Origin of the sequence: Nocardia sp. NPDC050435 (assembly GCF_040655395.1) — a bacterium.
GTDB lineage: Bacteria > Actinomycetota > Actinomycetes > Mycobacteriales > Mycobacteriaceae > Nocardia.
In genome coordinates this window covers 236847-261367 of the sequence record NZ_JBFAJW010000014.1, presented here as the reverse complement: position 1 = coordinate 261367, position 24521 = coordinate 236847, and the positions used below count along the sequence as shown (strand labels likewise).

Annotated in this window: 29 protein-coding genes; 12 read left to right on the top strand and 17 right to left on the bottom strand. The window is 69.7% G+C overall.

What is annotated here, in order from left to right; all coding sequences use genetic code 11:
• The first annotated feature begins 18 nt into the window (after positions 1 to 18).
• The 3 genes from AB0I43_RS35830 (at position 19) to AB0I43_RS35820 (ending at position 3642) form a co-directional block, all read left to right on the top strand.
• Positions 19 to 1785 carry a long-chain-acyl-CoA synthetase gene (locus AB0I43_RS35830; protein ID WP_356976168.1) on the top strand — a complete coding sequence of 589 codons (1767 nt, stop codon included), beginning with the start codon at positions 19 to 21 and terminating at the stop codon, positions 1783 to 1785.
• Positions 1786 to 1852: 67 nt separating this feature from the next.
• A complete protein-coding gene (gene folP / locus AB0I43_RS35825) occupies positions 1853 to 2737 on the top strand; it encodes a dihydropteroate synthase (RefSeq protein WP_356976167.1) in 885 nt (294 codons plus the stop codon).
• A complete protein-coding gene (locus AB0I43_RS35820; RefSeq protein WP_356976165.1) occupies positions 2734 to 3642 on the top strand; it encodes a glucosyl-3-phosphoglycerate synthase in 909 nt (302 codons plus the stop codon). The genes folP and AB0I43_RS35820 overlap by 4 nt, the downstream gene beginning before the upstream one ends.
• A gap of 18 nt (positions 3643 to 3660) precedes the next feature.
• On the opposite strand, the gene AB0I43_RS35815 is transcribed toward AB0I43_RS35820, so the two are convergent.
• From AB0I43_RS35815 to sigE, 6 genes are all read right to left on the bottom strand, one after another.
• Positions 3661 to 3825 carry a hypothetical protein gene (locus AB0I43_RS35815; RefSeq protein WP_356976163.1) on the bottom strand — a complete coding sequence of 55 codons (165 nt, stop codon included), beginning with the start codon at positions 3823 to 3825 and terminating at the stop codon, positions 3661 to 3663.
• Positions 3826 to 3980: 155 nt separating this feature from the next.
• Positions 3981 to 4841 carry a hypothetical protein gene (locus AB0I43_RS35810; protein WP_356976161.1) on the bottom strand — a complete coding sequence of 287 codons (861 nt, stop codon included), beginning with the start codon at positions 4839 to 4841 and terminating at the stop codon, positions 3981 to 3983.
• Positions 4842 to 4909: 68 nt separating this feature from the next.
• Entirely contained in the window at positions 4910 to 5314 is a 405-nt protein-coding gene (gene tatB / locus AB0I43_RS35805; RefSeq protein WP_356976159.1) for a Sec-independent protein translocase protein TatB, read from the bottom strand.
• A 76-nt stretch (positions 5315 to 5390) separates the two neighbouring features.
• Positions 5391 to 6971, bottom strand: a complete 1581-nt coding sequence (locus AB0I43_RS35800) for a trypsin-like peptidase domain-containing protein (RefSeq protein WP_356976157.1) — start codon at positions 6969 to 6971, stop codon at positions 5391 to 5393.
• A 10-nt stretch (positions 6972 to 6981) separates the two neighbouring features.
• Complete coding sequence (locus tag AB0I43_RS35795) at positions 6982 to 7374, bottom strand: zf-HC2 domain-containing protein (protein ID WP_356976155.1); 393 nt, start codon at positions 7372 to 7374, stop codon at positions 6982 to 6984.
• Between the two features lie 85 nt (positions 7375 to 7459).
• Complete coding sequence (sigE, locus tag AB0I43_RS35790; RefSeq protein ID WP_356976153.1) at positions 7460 to 8155, bottom strand: RNA polymerase sigma factor SigE; 696 nt, start codon at positions 8153 to 8155, stop codon at positions 7460 to 7462.
• A gap of 294 nt (positions 8156 to 8449) precedes the next feature.
• Here sigE and AB0I43_RS35785 point away from each other — a divergent pair, with 294 nt between their 5' ends.
• From AB0I43_RS35785 to AB0I43_RS35775, 3 genes are all read left to right on the top strand, one after another.
• Positions 8450 to 9082 carry an O-methyltransferase gene (locus AB0I43_RS35785; protein ID WP_356976151.1) on the top strand — a complete coding sequence of 211 codons (633 nt, stop codon included), beginning with the start codon at positions 8450 to 8452 and terminating at the stop codon, positions 9080 to 9082.
• A 136-nt stretch (positions 9083 to 9218) separates the two neighbouring features.
• Positions 9219 to 9464: a hypothetical protein gene (locus tag AB0I43_RS35780; RefSeq protein WP_356976149.1), complete on the top strand. Its 246-nt coding sequence runs from the start codon at positions 9219 to 9221 to the stop codon at positions 9462 to 9464.
• A gap of 42 nt (positions 9465 to 9506) precedes the next feature.
• On the top strand, positions 9507 to 9824 hold the full coding sequence (locus AB0I43_RS35775; RefSeq protein ID WP_356976147.1) for a hypothetical protein: 318 nt from the start codon (positions 9507 to 9509) through the stop codon (positions 9822 to 9824).
• Here AB0I43_RS35775 and glgC read toward each other — a convergent pair.
• Complete coding sequence (glgC, locus tag AB0I43_RS35770) at positions 9821 to 11035, bottom strand: glucose-1-phosphate adenylyltransferase (protein WP_356976145.1); 1215 nt, start codon at positions 11033 to 11035, stop codon at positions 9821 to 9823. The genes AB0I43_RS35775 and glgC overlap by 4 nt on opposite strands.
• 129 nt (positions 11036 to 11164) lie before the next feature.
• Here glgC and glgA point away from each other — a divergent pair, with 129 nt between their 5' ends.
• On the top strand, positions 11165 to 12322 hold the full coding sequence (gene glgA, locus AB0I43_RS35765) for a glycogen synthase (RefSeq protein WP_356976208.1): 1158 nt from the start codon (positions 11165 to 11167) through the stop codon (positions 12320 to 12322).
• On the opposite strand, the gene AB0I43_RS35760 is transcribed toward glgA, so the two are convergent.
• The 9 genes from AB0I43_RS35760 to AB0I43_RS35720 all read right to left on the bottom strand — a co-directional run bounded on the left by AB0I43_RS35760 (position 12319) and on the right by AB0I43_RS35720 (position 20122).
• On the bottom strand, positions 12319 to 13158 hold the full coding sequence (locus tag AB0I43_RS35760; RefSeq protein ID WP_356976143.1) for a putative RNA methyltransferase: 840 nt from the start codon (positions 13156 to 13158) through the stop codon (positions 12319 to 12321). The two genes, glgA and AB0I43_RS35760, sit on opposite strands and share 4 nt — an antisense overlap.
• Entirely contained in the window at positions 13145 to 13312 is a 168-nt protein-coding gene (locus tag AB0I43_RS35755; protein WP_011211259.1) for a DUF3117 domain-containing protein, read from the bottom strand. Before AB0I43_RS35755 ends, AB0I43_RS35760 begins: the two co-directional genes overlap by 14 nt.
• Before the next feature lie 103 nt (positions 13313 to 13415).
• The gene (locus tag AB0I43_RS35750; RefSeq protein ID WP_356976141.1) at positions 13416 to 14042 is read right to left on the bottom strand and encodes a DNA-3-methyladenine glycosylase I; all 627 of its coding nucleotides are present in this window, start codon (positions 14040 to 14042) and stop codon (positions 13416 to 13418) included.
• Entirely contained in the window at positions 14039 to 14515 is a 477-nt protein-coding gene (locus tag AB0I43_RS35745; protein WP_356976139.1) for a DivIVA domain-containing protein, read from the bottom strand. Before AB0I43_RS35745 ends, AB0I43_RS35750 begins: the two co-directional genes overlap by 4 nt.
• A 69-nt stretch (positions 14516 to 14584) precedes the next feature.
• Entirely contained in the window at positions 14585 to 15721 is a 1137-nt protein-coding gene (locus AB0I43_RS35740; RefSeq protein ID WP_356976137.1) for an Mrp/NBP35 family ATP-binding protein, read from the bottom strand.
• Between the two features lie 54 nt (positions 15722 to 15775).
• On the bottom strand, positions 15776 to 16621 hold the full coding sequence (locus tag AB0I43_RS35735) for a lytic murein transglycosylase (protein ID WP_356976135.1): 846 nt from the start codon (positions 16619 to 16621) through the stop codon (positions 15776 to 15778).
• Between the two features lie 104 nt (positions 16622 to 16725).
• Positions 16726 to 18126: a lytic murein transglycosylase gene (locus tag AB0I43_RS35730; protein WP_356976133.1), complete on the bottom strand. Its 1401-nt coding sequence runs from the start codon at positions 18124 to 18126 to the stop codon at positions 16726 to 16728.
• A 120-nt stretch (positions 18127 to 18246) separates the two neighbouring features.
• Complete coding sequence (locus tag AB0I43_RS35725) at positions 18247 to 18843, bottom strand: DUF1003 domain-containing protein (protein WP_356976131.1); 597 nt, start codon at positions 18841 to 18843, stop codon at positions 18247 to 18249.
• On the bottom strand, positions 18836 to 20122 hold the full coding sequence (locus AB0I43_RS35720) for a CBS domain-containing protein (RefSeq protein WP_356976129.1): 1287 nt from the start codon (positions 20120 to 20122) through the stop codon (positions 18836 to 18838). Before AB0I43_RS35720 ends, AB0I43_RS35725 begins: the two co-directional genes overlap by 8 nt.
• A gap of 65 nt (positions 20123 to 20187) precedes the next feature.
• Here AB0I43_RS35720 and AB0I43_RS35715 point away from each other — a divergent pair, with 65 nt between their 5' ends.
• The 3 genes from AB0I43_RS35715 to AB0I43_RS35705 are packed head-to-tail and all read left to right on the top strand — an operon-like array spanning position 20188 to position 22249.
• Positions 20188 to 21171, top strand: coding sequence for a CoA ester lyase (locus AB0I43_RS35715; RefSeq protein ID WP_356976127.1), 984 nt, complete (start codon positions 20188 to 20190; stop codon positions 21169 to 21171).
• Positions 21168 to 21665 (top strand): general stress protein, encoded by a 498-nt coding sequence (locus tag AB0I43_RS35710; RefSeq protein WP_356976126.1) that lies wholly within the window; start codon positions 21168 to 21170, stop codon positions 21663 to 21665. The genes AB0I43_RS35715 and AB0I43_RS35710 overlap by 4 nt, the downstream gene beginning before the upstream one ends.
• Before the next feature lie 2 nt (positions 21666 to 21667).
• A complete protein-coding gene (locus AB0I43_RS35705; protein WP_356976124.1) occupies positions 21668 to 22249 on the top strand; it encodes a suppressor of fused domain protein in 582 nt (193 codons plus the stop codon).
• 3 nt (positions 22250 to 22252) lie between these two features.
• On the opposite strand, the gene AB0I43_RS35700 is transcribed toward AB0I43_RS35705, so the two are convergent.
• A complete protein-coding gene (locus AB0I43_RS35700; protein ID WP_356976206.1) occupies positions 22253 to 23314 on the bottom strand; it encodes a magnesium and cobalt transport protein CorA in 1062 nt (353 codons plus the stop codon).
• Positions 23315 to 23398: 84 nt separating this feature from the next.
• Here AB0I43_RS35700 and AB0I43_RS35695 point away from each other — a divergent pair, with 84 nt between their 5' ends.
• Both AB0I43_RS35695 and AB0I43_RS35690 read left to right on the top strand, forming a co-directional pair.
• Positions 23399 to 24253, top strand: a complete 855-nt coding sequence (locus AB0I43_RS35695) for a PHP domain-containing protein (RefSeq protein ID WP_356976122.1) — start codon at positions 23399 to 23401, stop codon at positions 24251 to 24253.
• Entirely contained in the window at positions 24250 to 24516 is a 267-nt protein-coding gene (locus AB0I43_RS35690) for a hypothetical protein (RefSeq protein ID WP_356976120.1), read from the top strand. Before AB0I43_RS35695 ends, AB0I43_RS35690 begins: the two co-directional genes overlap by 4 nt.
• The last annotated feature ends 5 nt before the right edge of the window (positions 24517 to 24521 follow it).

Here is a 24521-nt window from a genome sequence, read left to right as displayed (position 1 = left end):
TCGACGAGGAGGACCGCAGTGAGTGCGACACGGAGCACGGTGAGTCTGTTCGATCTGGTGAAGTCGCTGCCGGGCATGGTCTTCGACGCGCCGTCGATGCTGCGCGGCGCCCGCGGCATGCTGGTCGGCGGCGGCGACAAGGCCTCGATCGGACTGTATTTCCAGCGCAACGCGCACCGGCATCCCGACCGCGTGTTCCTGCGGTTCGAGGGCAAGAGTTTCACCTACCGGGCGGCCAACGCCGAGGTGAACCGGTACGCGCACGTGCTCGCCGAGCGCGGCGTCGGCCGCGGTGACGTGGTCGGCGTGCTGATGACCAACCGGCCCGAGACGTTGTTCACCGCGCTGGCGGTGGTCAAGCTGGGCGCGGTCGTCGGCCTGCTCAACTACAACCAGCGCGACGAGGTGCTCGCGCACAGCTTCGCCCTGCTCGACAGCGTGCTGAACGTGATCGGCGAGGAATGCGCGGAGGCGTTCGACTCGCTGGCGGAGCCGCCGTCGAACGTGTTGTCCAGCAACGATCTGCACGCGGCGGCCCGTTCCGCCCCGGACACCGATCCGGCGGTGTGCGCGCAGGTCACCGCGAGGGAGCGGGCCTTCCTGATCTTCACCTCCGGCACCACCGGCCTGCCCAAGGCCAGCGTGATGACGCACCGCCGCTGGACCCAGTCGATGTCCGGGCTGGGCGGTCTCGGCGTGCGGCTGCGCGGCGGCGACGCCCTGTACTGCTGCCTGCCGCTCTATCACAACAACGCGCTCACGGTGGCGCTGTCCTCGGTGCTGGCCGGCGGCTGCACCTATGTGCTCGGGCGCAAGTTCTCCGCCTCGGGTTTCTGGGACGAGATCATCCGCGAGGAAGCGACCGGCTTCATCTACATCGGCGAACTGTGCCGGTATCTGCTGAACCAGCCGCGCAAGCCGGTGGATCGGCAGCACCGGGTCCGGCTCGCGGTCGGCAACGGCCTGCGCCCGGAACTGTGGGACGAGTTCAAGAGCCGGTTCGGCATCGACCGCATCGTCGAGTTCTACGGCGCGAGCGAGGCGCCGGTCGCGTTCGTCAACGCCTTCGGGGTGGATCGCACCGCCGGTTTCACGGTGCTGCCGTACACGATCGTGGAGTACGACGACGAAAACGGAAAGGCCGCACGGGATTCGGCGGGCCGGCTGCGCCGGGTCGGCGCCGGCGGCGTCGGGCTGCTGCTGGCCAAGGTGACCGACCGGCAGCCCTTCGACGGCTACACCGATCAGGACGCGACCGAATCCAAGCTGGTGCGTGACGCTTTCGCACCCGGCGACGCCTGGTTCGACACCGGCGACCTGGTGCGCAACCAGGGCTGGTGGCACATCGCCTTCGTCGACCGGCTCGGCGACACCTTCCGCTGGAAGGGCGAGAACGTGGCCACCACCCAGGTCGAGGGCGCGCTGGACAAGGCCGACGCCCTCGACGAGGTGGTGGTCTACGGCGTCGACGTCCCGGGCGCGGACGGCAAGGCGGGCATGGCCGCGGTCACCCTGCGCGAGGGCGCGGATTTCGACGGGAAGGCGGTTGCCGAGCTGGCCTACGACCAGCTGCCCGGGTACGCGGTGCCGCTGTTCGTCCGGGTCGTGGCCGAATTGGAGCAGACCTCGACGTTCAAGAGCCGCAAGGTGGATCTGCGCAAACAGGGCTTCGAGCCGGACGACGGCAGCGAGCTGTACGTGCTCGCGGGTCGCGCGGAGGGCTATGTTCCGTTCTACGACGACTACCCCGGCGACGTCGCCGCTCGGCGCGCGCCGAAGAACTAGCCTCGCTCGTTCGTCTGGCTCACGACCGGCAGGGGCCGGGGCCCGGTGGGCAGATACAGTCAAGGTCATGTTCGAGCCCCGCGGAGTGCCGCTTGCCACCCTGTGCGGGAAGCCTGTCGCGACCGATCGGGCGCTGGTCATGGCTATCGTCAACCGGACCCCGGATTCGTTCTACGACCGCGGCGCCACCTTCACCGACGAGGCCGCCATGGCCGCGGTGGCGCGGGCGGTGGACGAGGGCGCGGACCTGGTCGACATCGGCGGCGTGAAGGCGGGCCCGGGCGAGACGGTCGACGCGGCCGAGGAGGCCCGCCGGGTGCTGCCCTTCGTCGCCGCTATCCGGGACCGGTACCCCGGGCTATTGATCAGCGTGGACACCTGGCGCTCGGGGGTGGCCGACGCCGCGGTGGACGCCGGGGCGGATCTGATCAACGACACCTGGGCCGGAGCGGACCCCGATCTGGTGCGGGTGGCCGCCGAGCGCGGTGTGGGAATCGTCTGCAGTCATACCGGCGGCGCGATACCGCGGACCCGTCCGCACCGGGTGCGCTATCCGGATCTGGTGGGCGAAGTCACCGGTACCTTGGTGAATGCCGCCGAAGCCGCGCTCGCGGCCGGAGTGCGCCGGGACGGAATTCTGATCGATCCCACACACGATTTCGGGAAAAACACCTATCACGGGCTCGAGTTGTTGCGAGAAATCGACGTCCTTGTAAATACCGGATGGCCAGTGCTCATGGCACTGAGTAATAAGGATTTCATCGGGGAGACTCTAGGTGTCGAGCTATCCGAGCGATTGGAGGGCACATTGGCGGCAACCGCTTGGTCCGCGGCCGCGGGCGCCCGGGTTTTCCGTGTACACGAGGTCGCGCAGACCCGCCGCGTGGTCGATATGATCGCGGCCGTCCAGGGCATCCGGCCACCCGCACGCACCCTGCGAGGTCTGGTATGACGATCAACACCTGGGACAACCCCGACTGGCCGGTCGAAGAACTGGTCGCGGCGAAACAGGGGCGCACCGTCTCCGTCGTGCTCCCCGCGCTGAACGAGGAAGCCACGGTCGCCGGGGTGGTGGCCAGTATCCGCCCGCTGCTGGGCACGCTGGTCGACGAACTGATCGTGCTGGATTCCGGTTCCACCGACGCGACCGCCGAGCGCGCTCGCGCCGCGGGCGCCGAGGTGATCACGCGCGAGCAGGCGGTGCCCGAGCTGGACCCGGTGCCCGGCAAGGGCGAGGTGCTGTGGCGGTCGCTGGCCGTCGCGACCGGTGATCTCATCGCGTTCGTCGACTCCGATCTCCTCGACCCGGATCGCGCTTTCGTGCCGAAGCTGCTGGGCCCGTTGCTGACGGTCGACGACCTGCAACTGGTCAAGGCCTACTACCGGCGTCCGCTGCGCCGGGGCGGCGAGGTGGAGGCGCACGGCGGCGGCCGCGTCACCGAGCTGGTCGCCCGCCCGCTGCTGGCCGCGCTGCGGCCCGAGCTGTCCCAAGTGCTGCAACCGCTGGGCGGCGAATACGCGGGCAGCAGAGAGCTACTCACCTCGGTGCCGTTCGCGCCCGGCTACGGCGTCGAGATCGGCCTGCTGCTGGACACCTACGATCGCTTGGGCCTGGAGGCCATCGGGCAGGTCAACCTGGGCGTGCGCACGCACCGCAATCGCCCGCTCGCCGATCTCGGCGTGATGTCCCGCCAGATTCTGGGCACCGTGCTGGGCCGCAGCGGCGTCGAGGATTCGGGGGCCGCGCTGACGCAGTTCCCGATCGTCGGCGACGCGTTCACGGCGCACAGCACCGAGGTCTCGCTCACCGACCGCCCGCCGATGAACACCCTGCGCCCGACCCGCGTCGCCGCCTGAGTTCCGCCGGGAAGCCGCTCAGCGATCGACGGTGGACTCGGCCGCGGTCTCTTCCGCCAGGCGGGCCTGGATGGCGGCGACGGTGAGCTCGTCCGCGGCCGGCCCGGGGACGCGCAGCAGCACGGCCACGAGCACGCCGACGGCCAGGACCGCGGCCACGGTGATGATCACAATGAGGGTCATTGCTGCCTCCCCGGATGCTCGGCACCCCGTCTAGTTACATCAGAGCAATCTAGTGGGCCGCAGCGTTTCTCCTGGCATCGAGGTGTGGTGAACTCCACCACATCGGGTGAAAAAGGCCGAGCTTCGTACAGCTTTCGGGCGTTACCGGCAATTGCTCAGCGACGGGTCCGGGGCGCCATCACGCGCGAATCGGAGGGATCGTGCCGGTAGACCGGCGTGAGCAGGTCGGCGTCGACCGGCTCGCCGGTGGCGCGGTCATAGCGCACCGCGATCAGGACCGAGAACAGGTGGTTGGCGGCGCGCTCGTGCAGCGTCGCCAGGCGGGTGGCCAGCAGCCGGATCGCGCCCAGCGAGCCGGGCGGGTGCAGGCCGTCGATGATCAGGCAGGTACCCCGGCCGTCCGGGCGCGGCAATCGGGCCAGATAGGCGATGTCGTGCGGTTCCGGGCCGCCGGGGCGATAGACCCGGCGCGCGGCGCGATCCTCGATGCCGCGCCGGGCGTCCCCGGCGCGAGCGACGGCCCGGCGCAGCCGCGGGTCGGCGGCGATGAGCTGGCGCAGGCTGGGGGAGAGCTCCGGACCGCCCACGATGATCAGCCCGTCCCGATTCAGATCGATCGGGCGACCGGGCAGGAAGTGCTCGACCGCGGCGTGGAAGCCGAGCTCGTGCAGCAACTCGGCCAGCCGCGCGGCCGCGCCGGCATCGGGCGCGCCCAGCACCCGCCCGGCCCGCACCTCCGGGGCGATCACGGTGATCGGGCCGTGCCCGAAGAACAGACCCTCCGGTGCGGGACCCTGGGTGCTCACCTGATGGATGCGCGCGCGGGAAAGCCCCGCGGCCGCACCGATTCTGGCGAAGGTCCAGCCCTCGGCGTGTAGCTCCCTGATCACAGCTCTGCGGATGCGAGTCAATTCGTTGATGGTCTGCTGGGCCGCCGCCACTCCATCGGTAGCCGCTTTGAGTCGCTCGACTTTATCCTCGATCGCGAAGACCCGTGCCACGTCATCGGCCGACATGTGCGAAGTCTAGACAGCTGGACAGCGTCAGGTGTCTAGATTGCTTGACGTGCGTGACCTAGAGCCGCCTAGGTGGCGTCGTCGTCGATGGGCGGAGTTTCGTTGCGTTCCAGCGGTTTCTGCAGCTTCGGCATGGGGTAATCCGGCGCTTTCGTGCCGTCACGCAATTCCGAGACGGCGCCGTCGATCTCCTTGAACACCGAATCGTCGCCACCCAGCAGGTGTTTGGTGACCACCGAGCGCGGCGTCATACCGCGCAGTTCGTTCAGCTCGGCCAGCGGCTTACGCAGCTCGTCGAACTCCGGCCCGAGCTCCTGCTTGAGCTGTGAGGTCGCGCCGCTGGCGTAATCGCGCACCTGACGCAGGCTGCGCGTGGTCCAGCGAACCGCGCCGGGCAGACGCTCCGGGCCGAGGATCACGAGGGCTGCGACAAGCAAGATGACCATCTCGCTCCAGCCGATGTTGCTGAACACGGATCCTACGATACCCCGTGGGGGGTGCTGGCCGGGCGCAGCCTACGGGGTGGGTAGGCCCAGCTCAGGGGACTTCTCAGTCCGACTCGAGGGTGACCGGAACGTCCACCTGCCTGCCATCGCGGATCAACTGCACGTTCACCCGCTCGCCGATCTTGTGCTGCTGCACCGCGACTGTGAGCTCTTCGGGCCCGGTGACCTCCCGGTCCCCGATCCGCACGATCACGTCGCCCTCGACGATCCCGGCCTTGGCCGCCGGGCCGCCCGGCTCCACGTCGGCCACCGCCGCGCCGCTCATCACCTCGTTGGCCACCGTCTTGGTGCGCGCCGACAGGCCGATCTTGGCGTGGTGCATCTGCCCGTCCCGGATCAGCGTCTGCGCCACCGTGGTCACCACGTCGGCGGGAATCGCGAAGCCCAGGCCCACCGAACCGCCGGATTCGCTGCGGATCGCGGTGTTGATGCCGATCAGCCGGCCCTCCATGTCGACCAGTGCGCCGCCGGAGTTACCCGGATTGATCGCCGCGTCGGTCTGTACGGCGTCGATCACGGCGTTGGTGTCGCTGCCCTCGCCGGCCAGCTTCACCGGCCGGTGCAGCGCGCTGACGATGCCGGAGGTGACCGTCTTGCTCAGGCCCAGCGGTGAACCCACCGCCAGCACGTCATCGCCGACCTGCACGTCCGCGGACTTGCCGATCTGGGCCACCGTCAGGTTCTTCACGTCGACCTTCAGCACCGCCAGGTCGGTCTTCTGATCGCGGCCGACCAACTGCGCGGGCACCCGGGTGCCGTCGGAGAAGGTCAGCTGGATGGCGGCGCGATTGGTCTTGTCCTGTGCCGCCATGGAAATCACGTGGTTGTTGGTGACGATGTAGCCGGCGCCGTCGATCACCACGCCGGAACCGGTGGCGCCGTTGTCGCCGACGGTCACCCGGATGGACACCACCGACGGCAGCACCGCGTTGGCGACCTTGCCGATCTGGCCGTGCGGCTTCTCCTCGGTATCGCCCTGGGTCAGTGCGACCTTCTGCGAGGTCAGGTTCTGCGAGACCTCCGCCGTCAGACGGCCGATGAGACCGCCCACCAGGCCGACGCCCAGCGCGACCGCCGCCAGGATGGCCAGCGCCTTGGGCGCGACCCGGGAACCGAACAGCACCTCGCGCGCGGACAACTTGCTCGACTGCGGCAACTCTTGTGGCTCGGGCGTGTCGACCGCGGGCGCGCCGAGGCGGACAGGCGCGTTCGGATCGCGCCACGGATCCGCGGGCCCCGCGATCTCCGCGCTGCCGTTCGCGGCGTCGGGATCACGCTGCAACAACTCGCTGGAACCCGCGGGCCGGCCGAACGCCTCGGCCAGCACGGAATCCGGCGGGCGATTCTGCAATTCCGGGCCGGACTGCGGCGCGGAATTGCCCGCGCCCCGACCCGAATACGCGGCGAACGACCCGACCTGACCGGAGGGGCGACGGAATGCCGAGGCGGTATGCGTATCGACGTGCGGCCGATAAACCGGCCTGGGACCCAATACGGGTGCGTCCGACGGCCGAAGGGAACCGGCAGCCGCTGAAACCGGCGGGGCGGATGTCTCCACTTTCCCCCGGGCAGCCGCCGAATCGTTGGTGTCGGCCGATCCGGAGTTCTGCGATTCGGTGGTCACGCGTGAAACTCTACTTGCGCCACCACTGTGCCCACCGGGTCGCGGTGAACGAATCGGGCAGAAAACCGAAAACCGCCTCACCGCGCGAACTTCCCGAGGCCGGATGTGCCGGGCTGTCGGCGCCCGGACCAGCGCCGGACCCGGTGCCCGGCAATTCGCCGAGCGGAATGCGGTTCAAACTGTCGTGCAGGCGATTCGGAATCCGGATCGGACCCGACTGCCGCAGCGCGACGCGCGCCTGCTGCTGCGCGTCGACCTCGGCCGCGCACTCGGGGCACTGGGCCAGATGCTGGGCGGCGCGCAAATAGGCGTTCATCCGCAGCTCGCCGTCCACATAGGCGGCGATCGCCTCGCTCGCCAGATGCTCGGTGGGACGAAAACGCGGCCTAGCTTCGCCACTCATTCGGTGCTCACCCTTCCGACCGACAACGTCCAACTGCTGACGGTGAGGCCGGCCGCCGAAGCCGACTGTCGGTCCGGTGCCCGGCTCACCCAAGGCTCGTGGCGGCGTCGAACCGCTGCCCAGCTCCATTATGCGCAAGGTGGTCGCGCAGTGCCTGCCGGCCACGGTGGATTCGGCTGCGCACGGTGCCCAGTTTCACCCCGAGGGTGGCGCCGATCTCCTCGTAGGACAGGCCCTCGATATCGCAGAGCACGACGGCGGCGCGGAACTCCGGGGCCAGCGCGTCCAGCGCCGACTGCAGCTCGGGATCCAGGCGGGCGTCGTGGTAGGCGTCCTCGGGGGTCGGGCCCTCGGCGGGCACGCGGTCGTAGTCCTCGGGCAGCGCTTCCATGCGGATGCGGTTGCGGCGGCGGACCATGTCCAGGAACAGGTTGGTGGTGATGCGGTGCAGCCAGCCCTCGAAGGTGCCCGGCTGGTAGTTCGACAGCGAGCGGAACACCCGGATGAAGGTTTCCTGGGTCAGGTCTTCGGCGTCCTGAGCGTCGCCGGAGAGGCGGTAGGCCAAGCGGTAGACGCGGTCGGCGTGCTCGCGGACCAGATCATCCCAGGACGGCATGACGGCGCGATCGCCGGTGGCGTCGAAGGCGGCGGTGCCGGTCAACTCCGCCTCGGGGATCTCGGCGGCGTCGGATTCATAGGGAAGGGCCTGCTCAGGCAGGGTGGACTCCTCGGGAACATCGGTGGAGTGCCCCGGCAGCGCGGCAAATGAACCTTTGACCATGTGGATGGGGCTACCTCCTACTCGGGACCGTAAACACTCGGGACGGTCACGCCGGATTCGAATGCTCGAACCCGTCTGTAGCGAATACAACCGACTAGCTGTATGTCGTTGTTCCCGCATCCCGCGTATCACTCGGTCGGCTGGTCTTGCGCTGCACCTACTCTTTCCTGTCGTTGTATGCCGGACGTATGGAGATCCTGAGGGTCAGCTGAGAAACTCGGCCGGGCCGGATTGGCGGCGTAAAGCGTGTTGTCACAACGCCGATAACACGTTCCCCGCATTAGCCTCTTAGGCGTGGCATCGAATCTGGAGCAAAATCTCGCCTACGTGGAGGAATCCGTGGTGGAGGACGAGGTACTCGTCAGCGCACGGGAACGGGCCACCGAGCTGGGCGCGGCGCCGGTGCCGCCGTCGGTCGGAGCCCTGCTGAGCATGTACTCCCAGCTGCTCGGGGCCCGCGCGGTGGTCGAGGTCGGCACGGGGGCGGGCATCAGCGGGCTGTGGCTGCTCGACGGCATGCGCGAGGACGGCACGCTCACCACGATCGATTCCGAGCCCGAGCTGCAGCGCGCGGCCAAGGAGGCCTTCCGCACCGCCGAGATCCCGCCGGCCCGCACCCGGCTGATCAACGGCCGCGCGCTGGACGTGCTGCCGCGCCTCGCCGACGGCGCCTACGACCTGGTCTTCATCGACGCCGCGCCGATGGAGCACCCGCAGTACGTCGAGCAGGCGGTGCGGTTGCTGCGCCAGGGCGGGGCGATCATCCTGCACAACGCGCTGCTCGGCGGGCGGGTTCCGGATGCGGCGCAACGGGATCCGGCCACCCAGGCCGTGCGCGCGGCGACCCGCGCCATCGCCGAGGACCCGGAGTTGACCAGCGTGCTGATACCCGTCGGCGACGGTCTGCTCTGCGCGTCACGCGGCTGATTCCCCCGCGTCGAAGCGGGTATCCGCAACCTAACAGCAGTTACTGATCTGCGGCACTCACGGGCCCTGCGTGGTTACGGCAAGCTACCGCCTCCGGGCCCCGAGCTCGCGCCGCAGGGTTGCAGAGGTGTTTCGCATGACGTGGCAGAGCGGGTCCGAATTCGTCGAAGGCGTGCATGTCGCGCAGATCGCCACCGAGAAAACGGTGCCCTACTGGCTGATGATGGTCCTGACCGTGGTCGGTTTGATGGTCGCGGCGGCGGTGATTGTGCTTGTGTTGGTCAGCAACGCCGATTTCGACACCGGACCGACGAAAGCGCCGCCGCCGCCGGGAACCTGCGCACCGTTCTGCACCGAGCCCGCCGCGCCCCCGCAGGGGTGACCCGCGCGCTGTCCCGTTCCGGCCACAGGGAAGGGCCAGGCCATGTGGGAGGGCTGGGAAGAGGAGCAGGAGGCGCGCCGCCGGCGCTTCCGCGGCAGCATGCCGAATCCGGACGACGAGCGCCGCGCGCCCGAGCCGCCGTATGACGACCGTGGCTACCGGCGCTACGACGATCGCGGCTACGACGAGGACCGCCGCCAGACCGACTGGGCCGGCGCGGCGATCGTGTTCGTGCTCCTGCTGATCGGCGCGGTCGTGCTGCTGGTCCTGGTCAGCACCGCCGACTTCGGCGATCGCCCCGCGACCAGCGTGCCCCGCACACCCGGCCCGTGCGCGCCGTTCTGCACCGGGCAGCCCTAGACCCAGACGCCCTTGCCGACGGTGACCACGCCGCCGTTGCTGACCGCGAACCGGTCCCGGTCGCGGTCCAGATCGACGCCGATGATCTCGCCCTCGCCGACCACCACGTTCTTGTCCAGGATGGCGCGGCGCACCACCGCGCCGCGCCCGATCCGCACGCCCGGCAGCAGCACGCTGCCCTCCACGGTCGCGCCGTCGTCCACCATGACGTTCGCGCTGAGCACCGAATTGCGCACGGTCGCCGCGGACAGGATGCTGCCCGCGCCGACGATCGCCTCCTGCGCCAGCCCGCCCTGCGCGAATTTGGCCGGCGGCAGGTTCTCGGCCGCGCCGCGGATCGGCCAGTGCCGGTTGTAGAGGTTGAACACCGGGTGCACCGACACCAGATCCATGTGCGCCTCGTAGAAGGCGTCGATGGTGCCGACGTCGCGCCAGTAGCCGCGATCGCGGTCGGTGGCTCCCGGCACGTCGTTGTCGGCGAAGTCGTAGACGGCGGCCTCCCCGGCCGCGACCAGCGCCGGGATGATGTCCCCGCCCATGTCGTGGTCGGAGTCGTTGTCCTCGGCGTCGGCCCGGATCGAATCCACCAGCACCTTGGTGGTGAACACGTAGTTGCCCATGGAGGCGAAGGTGACATTCGGGTCGTCCGGCGTGCCCGGCGGATGCGCGGGCTTCTCCAGGAACTGGGTGATCCGCCCGGACTCGTCGGAATCGATGCAGCCGAACGCGCTCGCCTCGCTGCGCGGCACCCGGATGCCCGCGACCGTCACCCCGGCCCCGGACCGGATGTGATGCGAGACCATCTGCTCGGGATCCATCCGGTAGACGTGGTCCGCGCCGAAAACCACGATGTACTCCGGGTCTTCGTCCTGGATCAGGTTCAGCGACTGCATGATCGCGTCGGCGCTGCCCGTGTACCAGCGCGGGCCCAGCCGCTGCTGGGCGGGCACCGGCGTGATGTACTCCCCGGCGAAGCCGGACAGGCGCCAGGTCTGGGAGATGTGCCGGTCCAGCGAGTGCGATTTGTACTGGGTCAGCACGCACAGCCGCAGATAGCCGGCGTTGACCAGATTGCTGAGCACGAAGTCGATGAGGCGGTACGCGCCGCCGAAGGGGACGGCGGGCTTGGCGCGGTCCGCGGTGAGGGGGAACAGTCGCTTGCCCTCGCCACCGGCGAGCACGATCCCGAGTACGTGCGGCTGGCTCCTCACAGTTGCCAAACTACCGTGTAGTACCGGGGTAAGTGGCCCGAGCCGAGCCGAGCGTCTAGTTTGAAGTGGGTGAGTTTCGGCACGGATGGGGGCATACTCCCGGTCGCCCCCGACGGGCTCCGGGTCGCGATGCTGACCCGGGAGTACCCGCCGGAGATCTACGGCGGCGCCGGGGTGCACGTCACCGAGCTGACGGCGCGCCTGCGCGAACTCTGCGATGTCACCGTGCACTGCATGGGCGTCTCCCGCACCGATGCCGTTGTGCACCAACCCGATCCGCTGCTGCGCGATTCCAACGCCGCGCTGGGGATGATGTCGGCCCAGCTGCGGATGGCCGACGCCGCCGGACACGTCGACGTCGTGCACTCCCACACCTGGTACACCGGCCTGGCCGGGCACCTCGCCGCCAGCCTGTACGGCATACCGCACGTGCTCACCGCGCACTCGCTGGAACCGCGCCGCCCGTGGAAGGCCGAACAGCTGGGCGGCGGCTACCGGCTCTCGTCCTGGTCCGAACGCAACGCGGTCGAGCACGCCGACGCCGTCATCGCGGTCAGCGACGGCATGCGCCGCGACGTCCTGGACGCGTATCCGGCCGTCGATCCGGACCGCGTGCACGTCGTCCGCAACGGCATCGACGCCGCGCTCTGGCGGCCGGGCCCGCCCGCCCCCGAGGCCCGCCCGATCCTGGACGAGCTGGGCGTGCGCGACGACCGGCCGATCGTGGCCTTCGTCGGGCGCATCACCCGCCAGAAAGGCGTCGGGCACCTGCTGGCCGCCGCCCGCGATTTCGATCCCGGCATCCAGCTGGTGCTCTGCGCGGGCGCACCCGACACCCGGGAGCTCGAGGTGGAGACCGCGACGGCGGTGGACGAACTGCAGCGCGCCCGCGGCAACGTCTTCTGGGTGCGGGAGATGCTGCCCACCGAGCAGATCCGGCAGATCCTCTCGGCGGCGACCGTTTTCGTGTGCCCGTCGGTGTACGAGCCGCTGGGCATCGTGAACCTGGAGGCGATGGCGTGCGCGACCGCGGTCGTCGCCTCCGATGTCGGCGGCATCCCGGAGGTGGTCGCCGACGGCGTCACCGGACGGCTGGTGCGCTACGACCCGCAGGACCCCGAAGCCTACGAGCGGGGCCTGGCCGCGGCCGTCAACGACGTCGCGGGTGACGCGGAGCTGGCCGCCCGCTTCGGTGCGGCCGGGCGGGCGCGGGCGATCGCCGAATTCGACTGGGCCCGGATCGCGGAACACACCGTCGCCGTCTACGACCTGGTGCGCAAGATCTAGGCGTGGCCGTAGGTCGTGACCGTCACCGAGGCGGTCACCTCGAGCAGGTCCGGCAGGGTGGCCGGATCGCGCCCCTCGGCATGGAAGGCGGAGGGGCCCATGCCCACGACATTCGCGATGTCGGCGCGCGTCAGCTTCATCGGATAGTCGACGACGGTGCGGTCCCGGACTTCGAAACGCCCGGCCATCGACTCGGCGAGGCGGCGCTCCTTGTCCGGGTCCACCGTGACCAGGCCCAGCGGGCCCACCAGCTCGGCCAGGTGGCGCACGGTGGGTGTGGCCACGACGAAGCGCCCCTCGGCGCGCAGCACCCGTGCCACCTCGGCGGGATTGCGCGGCGCGAAGACCGAGACGGCACGGTGCACCGAGTCGTCGCGCAGCGGCAGGCCGCGCCAGGCATCGGCCAGGACGGCCGCGGCGCGGGGATGGGCGCGCGCGCAGCGCCGGGCAGCGGCCTTGGCCACATCCAGGGCGATGCCGTGCGCCGCGGGTGCGGCGTCGAGCAGGTGGGACAGGTAGTAGCCGGTGCCCGCGCCGATCTCCAGGACGACGGCCGGTGCGTCACCCGGTGCGACGGCGGCGGCCACCGCGTCGGCGACGGGCGCGAAGTGACCGCCGCCCTGGAAGGCGGAGCGGGCGTCCAGCATGGCTGGGGTGTCGCCCGTCATCTTGGTGGAAGCGCCGGTCAGCAGGCTGACATAACCCTGTTTCGCGAGGTCGAAGCTGTGGCCCCGCGCGCAGCGCAGAGCGCGGTCCGACGGCTGCAAGCCGAGACCGCATTCCGGGCAGGCCAGAACATCGGCCAGCTCAGTGACAACCGGCCTAGCTGGTGACACTCTTCAATTCGTCGCCGAGCGCCGCCGCCTCATCCGGCGTGAGTTCGACGACCAGACGCCCGCCACCCTCGAGTGGAACCCGCATCACGATTCCACGCCCTTCTTTGGTTGCCTCGAGGGGACCGTCCCCGGTGCGGGGCTTCATGGCCGCCATCCTCTGCTCCCTCCAGATCTGCGCGGTATTCCTGCGCACTTTCTTGGAACTCCAGTTGTCACCAACCAGGTAGCCCGCCGGCATTTGGCGAGCTACACCGGTCCTATTCTTCCCTATCGCCGTTCTGGACGGATACCTGAGTTCGAAATGTGACCACGGGAGGACTGTCGGGCACGTCACGTTTCACCCAGCAATCGCGCAGATGGTCGTCCACCATTCCGGTCGCCTGCATCAGGGCGTAGGCGGTGGTGGGGCCCACGAAACGAAAACCTCGCCGCTTCAATTCTCTTGCCAGAGCGGTGGATTCGGCTGTGACGGCGGGCACGTCGGCGACCGCGCGCGGGCGCTGTCGCGGTGGTGGCGCGAAGGACCAGAGCAGTTCGTCCAGGCCGATGTCGAGATCGCCGGCAACCCGGGCGTTGGCGATCACCGCCTCGATCTTGAGCCGGTTGCGGACGATGCCCTCGTCGGCCAGCAGACGGGCGATGTCGGAGTCGCCGAAACGGGCCACTTTCGCGATCTCGAAATCGGCGAACGCGGCCCGGAACGCGGGTCGTTTCCGCAGGATCGTGATCCACGCGAGGCCCGACTGGAAAGCCTCCAGGCAGAGCCGCTCGAAAAGGGCGTCGTCGCCGTGCACCGGCTTACCCCACTCGTGATCGTGGTAGTCGCGGTAGAGCTGGGAGCCCTCCGACCACGGGCAGCGGATCCGGTCGTCGGGGGTGCTCACTGGTTGTCGGGGGACTGGATGCGCCGCGGCTCGGCCGGGTAGCCCCAGCCGGTGCTCTGCGGTTCACCGTCCGCGGGGACGGGCGGGGGCGCCGCGGCGGGGACGGACGGAACGTCGGCCGGGGGCTGGGGGACGGGCCCGTCGAACGGCGGCTGCGGGCCGTGATGGTTGGCGCCGGCGGGCGCGCTGTAGCCGCGGGCGTGCGCCAGTTCGGCCTGCAACTCGTCGATCCGGGCCGCCAGCCGGGCCAGCGCCCAATCCACCTCACCGGCCTTGTAGCCGCGCACGACCTGCTGGAACCGCAGCGAGCGGACATCCGCGCCGGTGATTCCCGCGGCGGGAAGCACCGTGGCCGTGGTGCCGTCGGGCAGCGGGCCGAGTTCCTCCCCGCGCCCGAACACCGCGCTCGCCAGCAGGAACAGCACGGCGGCCACCAGGCCGACGATCAGCACGTAGAGAAGCAGCGTGAGCATGGCGTCGAGCTTATTGGGCGGGCCCGACAACGGGTACAGGTCGCCCCGGCGGGAAACGGACCTCGTGTTCTACAGGTGCCGGGTGGTGTCGATGCCCAGCGACATCCCGGCCAGGCCGCGCTTGCGCACCGCCAGCTTGTCGGCCACCGCGAGCAGCGCCTTCGCGGCGGGGCTCTCCGGATTGCGCAGCACGATCGGGGTGCCCTCGTCACCGGCCTCGCGCAGTTCCTTCTCGATCGGGACCTGGCCGAGCAGCGGCACCGACGCGCCGACCGCGCGGGTCAGGTTGTCGGCGACGATCTGACCGCCGCCGGAACCGTAGAGATCCATCCGGGAACCGTCGGGCAATTCCATCCAGGACATGTTCTCCACGACGCCCGCGATGCGCTGCCGGGTCTGCAGCGCGATCGAACCGGCCCGCTCGGCGACCTCGGCGGCCGCGGCCTGCGGGGTGGTGACGACCAGGATCTCCGCGTTCGGAATGAGCTGGGCGATGGAGATGGCGACGTCGCCGGTGCCCGGGGGCAGATCCAGCAGCAGGATGTCCAGATCGCCCCAGAAGACGTCGGCGAGGAACTGCTGCAACGCGCGATGCAGCATCGGGCCGCGCCACACCACCGGGGTGTTGCCCTGGGTGAACATGGCGATCGAGATGACCTTCACGTCATGCGAGATCGGCGGCATGATCATGCGCTCGACCTGGGTCGGACGCTGATCGGTGCCGAGCATGCGCGGTACCGAGTGGCCGTAGATGTCGGCGTCGAGCACGCCGACCGACAGGCCGCGCGCGGCCATGGCGGCAGCGAGGTTGACCGTGACGCTGGACTTGCCGACGCCGCCCTTACCGGAGGCGACCGCGTACACGCGGGTCAGCGAGCCGGGCTGAGCGAACGGGATGACCGGGTCGGCGGAATCGCCGCGCAGCTGCTTGCGCAGGGTGGTGCGCTGCTCGTCGTCCATGACGTCGAGCTCGACGCTGATCGCGCCGACGCCGGGGACGTCGGCCACCGCCTTGCTCACCCGCTGGGTGATCTCGGTCCGCAGCGGGCAGCCCGCCGTGGTCAGGTAGATCTCGACATGGACGTTGCTGTCGGCATCGATCGCGACGCTCTTCACCATGCCCAGTTCGGTGATCGGCTTGCGGATCTCCGGGTCGTCGACCTTCGCGAGAGCGCCCCGCACATCCGCTTCCGTAAACACTGGCATAGCACTGAATTCTAGGCGGCGGGTGCGCGGCGCCCCGAGGTGGTCGCCGGGGGATCAGATTTTCGGCAGCTCCGCGGGCCTGGGCTGCACCCCGGTGTTGTACGAGTTGGCCCATGCCATGACATTGGCCACGTACGCCATCGAGTTGTTGTAGCGGAGGATGGCGCGGGTCTGCTGACCGGTGTTCTGCATGTTCAGCCCGCCCGAGCACAGGTACTTGCCGGCGGTGAGCGCGGCGTCGTACAGGTTCTGCGGATCGGCGATGCCGTCGTTGTTGCCGTCGGCGGCGAACTTCTTCCACGTTTCGGGCAGGAACTGCATCGGGCCGATGGCGCGGTCGTAGCCGCCGAGCCCGTCGAGTTCGCCGCCGTCGCTGTCGTGGATGACGTTGTTGCCGTAGAGGCTGCCGTCCAGCACCGGGCCGTAGACCGGGCTGAGCGCGTTGCCCTCCTGGTCGGCCTTGCCGCCGAAGGCGTGCGTCGACTCGACCCGGCCGATGCCGGCCAGCATGGTCCAGGGCATGTTGCAGGTCGGATTCTCGGCGTCCAGAATGTGCTCGGCGTTCTGGTAGGCCGCGACGGCCACGCCGGGGATGCCGTTCTGCACCGGCATGGTGGACTTCGCCCGATCGGCCGGCAGGGCAAGGGTTTTCACCACCGGCGGGGTGCGCTGCCCCTGCTTGGCCATGGCATGGGTCTGCTCGGCCGGGTCGATGACGGCGGGCTTGGCGGCCAGCGGATCCAGCTCGCCCTCCGACATCTGCTGGATCGCCGCGACTTCGTTGGTGTCGAGATCGGAGGCGGCCCCCACGGCCATGAAGCCGGCGGGAACCAGGCCGGTTAGTGCGAGTACGGAGCTGCGCCTGACGGTCGCAGGCGATTGCTTACGGTGACGCCCCACGTGCGGTGATCCTCCTGCAGCGACGAGCTGTTGTGGACCACACGAGGCTACCGCATTCGAGACCTTTTTGTTACTCCTTCGTGACCTGTGTTTATGTTTCGGAATCAGCCCGGGGGCAAAGGGATAACGATGTTGAACGGCAGCGTGATCGCGGGCGGCGCGACCTGCGCCGGGGCCTCCGGCGCGGCCTCGGCCGGCGGCGCCGGCTCGGGCTCGGGTGTCGTCGCGACCTCCGGCTGCTGCTGCGCCCGCGGCGCTTGCGCCTGCGGCGCGGCGGGCGCCGCGGGCGCGGCCTCGGCCGGCTGGGCGGGCACGCACACCGGCTGCTTCGGTTCCGCGGGCTCGCCCTCGGTGGCTTCGGCGTTCTCGGGCGCCTGGGCCCCATAGGTCTGCGGCGTATTCGGATTCGCCTGCTCGACCGGCCGGACCATCGGCGCCGGAACCGTGTCCACCTGGCAGGGGTCGGCAGGCGGCGGTGGCGGCGGGCAGAAGATCCCGCACGGGATCGGCGGCAGGCCGGGCAGGTGGATCATCACCTCGGCCGGCGTGGTGGTGCGCGGCGCGGCGGGCGCGGGCGCCGGGGTCTGCTCGGTGCTGGCCGGCGGTTTGGTGTTGACGGCCAGCATGTCCGGGCCGGCCTGGATCGGCGCGGTGCCGGGCGGGATCAGGTCGGGAGAGATCGCGACCTGGCTCGGGGTGCCGCCGGTGCGGTAGGCCGACGACCAGCTCAGCACGTTGGCGGCGTAGGACATCGAGTTGTTGTAGCGCAGCACGGCGCGTAATTCCTGTTGCGGGTCACGCAGATTCAGCCCGCCCGAGCACAGGTACTTGCCGGCGGCGAGGGCGGCGTCGAAGACGTTGTGCGGATCGGACACGCCGTCGCCGTTGCCGTCGGCGGCATAGTTGCTCCAGGTGCCGGGCAGGAACTGCATCGGCCCGAGCGCGCGCACGTAACCGCCGTCGGCAGCCTTGATGATCTCGTTGCCGGGCAGGGTGCCGTCGAGCGCGGGCCCGAAGATCGGGGTGACGGTGGTGCCCGCGGCGTCGGTGCGGCCGCTGCTGGCGTGGCCGGATTCGATCCGCCCGATGCCGGCGAGCAGGTTCCAGGACAGGCCGCAGCCGGGGGTCGAGGATTCCAGTGCCAGTTCGGCATTGCGGTACGCGGCGAGCACGATCTCCGGAATGCCCAGGGCGCCGCCGGTGGCGGGCAGGGCGATGTCGCGCAGCGGGACCAGGCCCGCGAAGGGGGCGACGCCGTCGGCGGCCGGGCTCATTGCGGTGAGTTTGCGGGGGGTTTCCGGGGCGACCGGAAGCAGTCCGACCGTCCGGGACAGTTGCGCCTCACCGGCTGTGGCTGCGGTGTTGCCGGCGCCTTTCGCGGCGGCCAGCAGGGCCTCCGGCGCGGTCGGCGGCGTGCTGTCGGTGGTGGTGTGCGTAGTAGATCCGGTAGCGACGAGACCCGCGACGACCAGGGCCGACACGGTTATTGGGGCAGATCTGCGCATTCGGCCACACCAATCCTCTACGTCGTGGGAGCGAGGCCGGGCCATCCCGTGCCCGCCCGCCCCTCGGGACAACGCTGTCTAGGTTACCCACCGGTCAGGTGATTCAGTGCACATTTCCGGTCAATCGTCAGCAACTGGAGGCGAAATCGGGCCTTGGGCCTGCTTTTGCCCGGAGGTTTTCTTGCGGCGTGTCTTGGCGGGTTTGTCGAGGTGCACCGTCCCAGAGGCTGCTTCGATCCGGTCCAGCACCTCGCGCATCTCCTCCAGTTCCCGGCGCAGGTAGTCACGGGTGGCGACCTCGCCGACCGCGATGCGCAGCGCCGCGAGCTCACGGGCCAGGAATTCGGTGTCGGCCTTGGTCTGGGCGGCCCGAGTCCGGTCCTCCTCCAGCGAGACTCGGTCGCGGTTGTCCTGGCGGTTCTGCGCCAGCAGGATCAGTGGCGCGGCATAGGCGGCCTGGGTGGAGAACGCCAGGTTCAGCAGGATGAACGGATAGGGGTCCCAGCGCAGCGCGACCACGAACACGTTCAGCAGGATCCAGACGATGACGACGATCGTCTGTAACGCCAGATACCGTCCGGTGCCCAGGAATCGGGCGACCCGCTCGCTGCTGCGCGCCAAAGCCTCCGCGTCCCAGTCGAACCGGAACCGCGATTCCAGCGGCGTCTCCAGACGTTGCCGCGCCGAACTCTTCTCGCTCACTCGCTTCTCAGTCATCGACGTGGACCTCACCGATCTCCGGCTCCTCTTCGCGCCAATCCTCGGGCAGCAGGTGATCGAGCACGTCGTCCACGCTCACCGCGCCGAGCAGATGGTTCTCCGCGTCCACCACCGCACCGCAGACCAGGTTGTAGGTGGCGAAGTAGCGGGTCACCGCGGACAGCGACACCTCGGGTCGCAGCGGGGACAGATCGGTGTCCAGCAGGCCGCCGACCAGATGCGCCGGGGGTTCGCGCAACAGCTGCTGGATGTGCACGCAGCCCAGATAGCGGCCCGTCGGGGTGGCGGTCGGCGGCCGCACCACGAACACCATCGAGGCCAGCGCGGGCGTCAGATCCGGATTGCGCACGCGGGCCAGCGCTTCGGCGACCGTGGTGGCCGGGGTCAGGATGACCGGCTTCGGTGTCATCAGGCCGCCCGCGGTGTCGGGGGAGTGCTCGAGCAGCCGGCGGACCGGTTCGGATTCCTCCGGGTCCATCAGCGCGAGCAGCGATTCGCGTTCGCCGGTGGACAACTCGCCCAGCAGGTCGGCGGCGTCGTCGGGATCCATCGCCTCGAGCACGTCGGCGGCGCGGCTCACCTCGAGGTGGCCGAGCAGGTCGACCTGGTCGTCGTCGGGCAGCTCCTGCACCACGTCGGCGAGGCGTTCGTCGTCGAGCGCCTCGGCCACCTCGATGCGGCGCTTCTCGGGTAGCTCGCGCAGCAGGTGCGCGACGTCGGGGGCGCGCATGCCCTCGAACTGGGCCAGCAGCTGGGTGACGTCCTGGCCCGGCCGGCCCACCTCGTAGGGGGTGAGCCCGCTGACGCGGGACCAGTCCACCACGTGCACGGTGCGGCGGCGGCCGATGCGCCGGTGCCCGCGCACCGCGATCCGGGCCACCAGCCAGTCCCGGGTTCTGGACTGCTCGATGGCCAGATCGACGACGAACACGTCCACGCCCGCGAGGTCGGGCAGATCGGGGTCCTCGACGCGCACCGCGGAGTCCACGATCTGGGCCAGGGCCAGCAACTCGCCCGCGCGCTGGGCGAAGCGGCGCAGGCTGACGGTGCCGGTGTTGAGCGTCACCACGCCGGGCTCGATGCCGGTGACCCGGAGCATCGGCACGAAAATCCGGCGGCGGGTGGGCAATTCGACGACCAGGCCGTGCACCCTGGGCTGTTGCCGGTCGTAGCGGATGGCTACGACGACATCGCGGATCCGGCCGATAGACTCCCCGTCCGGTCCCAGCACCGCCAAGCCGGCCAGCCTGGCGACGTACACCCTGGTTGCTGCCATGCTAGCCAGGCTAAGGGTTCGCGACGCCGTGCCGTACCGCGCCACGGGCCCCGAGAAGGAGATCTATGCAACCCCGCCGTTCCGTGCTCGCCGTTCCCGGCAGCAATCCGAAGATGATCGAGAAGGCCAAGGGCCTGCCGGTGGACGAGGTGTTCCTCGACCTGGAGGACGCGGTCGCACCGGCCGCCAAGGCCGAGGCCCGCGCCAATATCGTCGCCGCGCTCAACGATTCGGGCTGGGGCACGCAGTTGAAGGTGGTGCGGGTCAACGACTGGACCACGCAGTGGACCTACGCCGACGTGATCACCGTCGTCGAGGGCGCGGGCGCGGCCATCGACGCGATCCTGCTGCCCAAGGTCACCGACGCCGGTCAGGTGCGGGCGCTGGATCTGCTGCTCACCCAGCTGGAAATGGCGCAGCAGCTCGAGGTCGGGCGGATCGGCATCGAGCCGCAGCTGGAGAACGCCATGGGGCTGCGTAATATCGACGAGATCGCCACGGCCAGCCCCCGGGTGCAGGCGCTGGTGTTCGGTCCCGCGGACTTCATGGCCAGCATCAACATGCGCACCCTGGTGGTCGGCGAGCAGCCCGAGGGCTACGACACCGGCGACGCCTACCATCACATCCTGATGACCATCCTGCTGACCGCCCGCGCACACGGGCTGCAGGCGATCGACGGCCCCTACCTGCAGATCCGCGACGTGGAGGGTTTCCGCCGGGCCGCCGCGCGCACCGCGGCGCTGGGCTTCGACGGGAAATGGGTGCTGCATCCGGGCCAGGTCGAGGCGTGCAACGAGATCTTCAGCCCCCGGCAGGCCGACTACGACCGGGCCGAGGAGATTCTGGCGGCCTACGCCTTCCACACCTCGGAGGCGGGCGGCGCGCGGGGCGCGGTCATGCTGGGCGATGAGATGATCGATGAGGCCAGCGCGAAGATGGCGCAGGTGATCGCGGACAAGGGCCGGGCGGCCGGTATGACGCGTTCCACGGAGAAGAGCCGCGTTTCACAACACCGGACATCCGGTGGGAATAGCAGAATAGAGACATGACGAATCCCTTGGGGAACGCGAACCGCCGTGGTCAGGGTCTGCCGACGCCCCCGTCGGGCTGGCCGGTGGGCTCCTACCCGACCTACGCCGAGGCGCAGAAGGCCGTCGACTACCTGGCCGACAACAACTTCCCGGTGGGTGATGTGACCATCGTCGGCGTCGACCTGATGCAGGTCGAGCGCGTGCTGTACCGGCTGACCTGGGGCAAGGTCATCGGCGGCGGTATCGCCTCCGGCGCCTGGCTGGGTCTGTTCATCGGTCTGCTGCTGAGCCTGTTCACCCCCGACGACAAGAGCTCGCTGGCGCCGCTGGCCGTCGGCCTGATCGGCGGCATCATCTTCGGCCTGATCACCACCGCCATCCCGTACGCCGCCACCAAGGGCCAGCGCGATTTCGCCTCCACCATGCAGTTGGTGGCCGGGCGCTACGACGTGCTGTGCGATCCGAAGTCGGCCGAGGGCGCGCGGGACATGCTGGCGCGGCTGGCCATTTGAGCATGGATGTGGTGCAGCAGGTCCGCACCGGTGTGCTCGCGCACTTCGGCGTGGACGCGGCCGGGGTCGACTCGGCCTCGGTGACCTTCCTCGGCCTGGAACCGATCGAGATCCTGCGGATCGTGGACGGCGAGGTCGTGCATTACGCGACGCTGGGCGGATCCCGCACGCCGATGGGCGATCCGAGCGACGTGCTGGCCGATCCGGTGCGCGGCCCGCGCGCGGAACTGGTGCTGAGCTTGCGTCCCGGGACCGGCGCGGCCTCCGGTCTGGCCCGCTCGCTCGGTGTGCTGGCCGCCACGCCCGCGGTGGAAGGCGTTGTGCTGCAACCGGACGCGCTGCTGGATCTGGGCGAGCCGATCTGGGCGAACGCGCCGTTCACCGCGGTGCTGCTGGGCGACAGCGAGATTCCCGAGGTGGCGCTGCCGGAACCGGCGGAGCCGGTGCGCTATCTGACGGTCACCCCGGTCACCGCCACCGAGGCGGCGTGGGTGCGGGTGCGCGGCGCGCAAGCCCTGCGGGACGCGTGGGCCGAGGCCGGCATCGACGTCCGGGATCCGGGGCGGGGCGCGGCCTCGCTGTAGCGGTCACAGCCACTTGTGGCGGCGGAAGTTCAGGTAGATCCCGAGGCAACCGGCCACGATGACGCTCCAGACCAGCGGATAGCCCCACGGCTTGCTCAGCTCCGGCATGAACTCGAAGTTCATGCCGTAGATGCCCGCGATCATGGTGGGCCAGGCGGCGACCGCGACCCACGCCGAGATCTTGCGCATATCGGTGTTCTGCTGCACGCCGATCTTGGCCAGGGCGGCGTTCACCAGTTCCGAGAGCGTCTCGTCGAAGTACCCGATGCGCTCGGCGATGGTGGTGTGGTGGTCGGCCACGTCGCGCAGGTAGCGGCGGATCTCCTTGGGTAGCGGCAACTCCGAGCTCTGGCTGAGCAGTTGCAGCGGCATCTGCAGCGGGGTGACGGCCCGCCGTAGCTCCACCACCTCGCGTTTGAGCTGATAGATCACCTCGATGGTGACCATGGAGTTGGGTGTGAAGAGATGCTCCTCCATCTCGTCGATGTCGTTCTCGACGGCGTCGGCCACCTCGATGTAGGAGTCCACGATGTGGTCGGCCACGGCGTGCAGCACCGAGCCGGGCCCGAGCGCCAGCAGCGCCGGCTGCTTCTCCAGTTCGCTGCGCACCCCGGTCAATTCGCCGTGCTCGCCGTGGCGCACGGTGACCACGAAATCGGCTCCGGTGAACACCATGATCTCGCCGGTCTCCACGATCTCGCTGACCGCGTTGATGTCGTGCGGCACGTACCGCACCGTGCGCAGCACCAGGAACAGCGTGTCGTCGTAGCGCTCGAGTTTGGGGCGCTGCCGGGCGTGCACCGCGTCCTCGACGGCCAGCGGGTGCAGGCCGAAAGATTCGGCGATATCGGCCATCTGGGCTTCGTCGGGATGGTGCAGGCCGATCCAGACGAAACCCGTGCCCCGCGAGCGGACCTCGGCCAGCGCCTCGGTGTGGGTGAAGCGGCCGGGCAGGCGCTTGCCGTCGACGTAGACGCCGCAATCGATCACGGCTCGCGCGGTCGGCACCGGAATTCGGCGCAGCGGCGTACGCGACTGGCTGCGGAACGACGGCAGCGGCGGCATGGAAGGCACGCAAGCGATGCTACGTCGGTAACAGGCGCATACCAGTGATCACCCGATCGCCCGGCACACGGTATGACTGGATGCGTGCGCATCGACCTCCACACCCACTCGAACGCCTCCGACGGCACCGACACTCCGGCCGAACTCGTGCGCAATGCCGCGGCGGCCGGCCTCGACGTCGTGGCGCTCACCGATCACGACACCACCGCCGGGTGGGCCGAGGCCCTCGACGCGCTCCCGGCGGGCCTGACCCTGGTGCGCGGCATGGAGATGTCGTGCGTCGGGCTCGGTGAGGACGGCTGGCCGGTGCCGGTGCATCTGCTGGCCTATCTCTTCGATCCCACCGACCCGAGCTTCGCCGAGGAGCGGGAACGCTTACGGGCCGAGCGGGTGGACCGGCTGCGCGCCATGGCCGAGCGCATGGCCGCCGATGGCCTGCCGGTCGATCCGGACGCGGTGCTGGCCTCGGCCGGTCCCTCGGCCGGGCGCCCGCATCTGGCCCGCGCGCTGGTGGCCGCCGGCGTGGTGCCGACGGTGGATGCCGCGTTCACCGATCTGCTCGCCCCGCACGGCCGCTACTACGCGGAGAAGGCCGACACGCCGCTGCGCCGGGCGGTCGAGATGATCGCCGCCGCGGGCGGGGTGAGCGTGCTCGCACACGCCCGCGCGCGCAAGCGCGGGCGCATGCTCGCCGTCGAGGACATCCGCGATCTGGCCGCGCGCGGGCTGGGCGGCCTGGAGGTCGACCACATCGACCACAGCGCGGCCGATCGCGCGCTGCTCGCCGACCTGGCCACCGAGCTGGGCCTGCTGACGACCGGTTCCTCGGATTACCACGGTGCCAACAAGACCATCCGGCTCGGCGAGTTCACCACCGATCCGGAGCAGTTCGAAGTGCTCGTCGGCAAGGCCAGCGGGGTACCGGTGATATCCCGATGAAGGTGCTGCGCGGGCTGAGCGGCGTTGCGGCCGCCGGCACCCTCGTGCTGACGCTGGTGGTGATCGGCACCGCGTTCATCGCCGCGCGGCGCGGATTTCCCGGTCCGGGCTGGGAATCCGCCGCCTGGCACGTGGGTACGTCCGTGGTCGCAATTTCGGCGCAGATTTTCGCCGATCGGCGTCGAGGTGCAGCGGCCTTTTTCGGATCCGTGGTCGTTTTCCTGGTCTGTGGTTTATTGCTGTGGACACAGTGGTGGAGCTGAAAAAG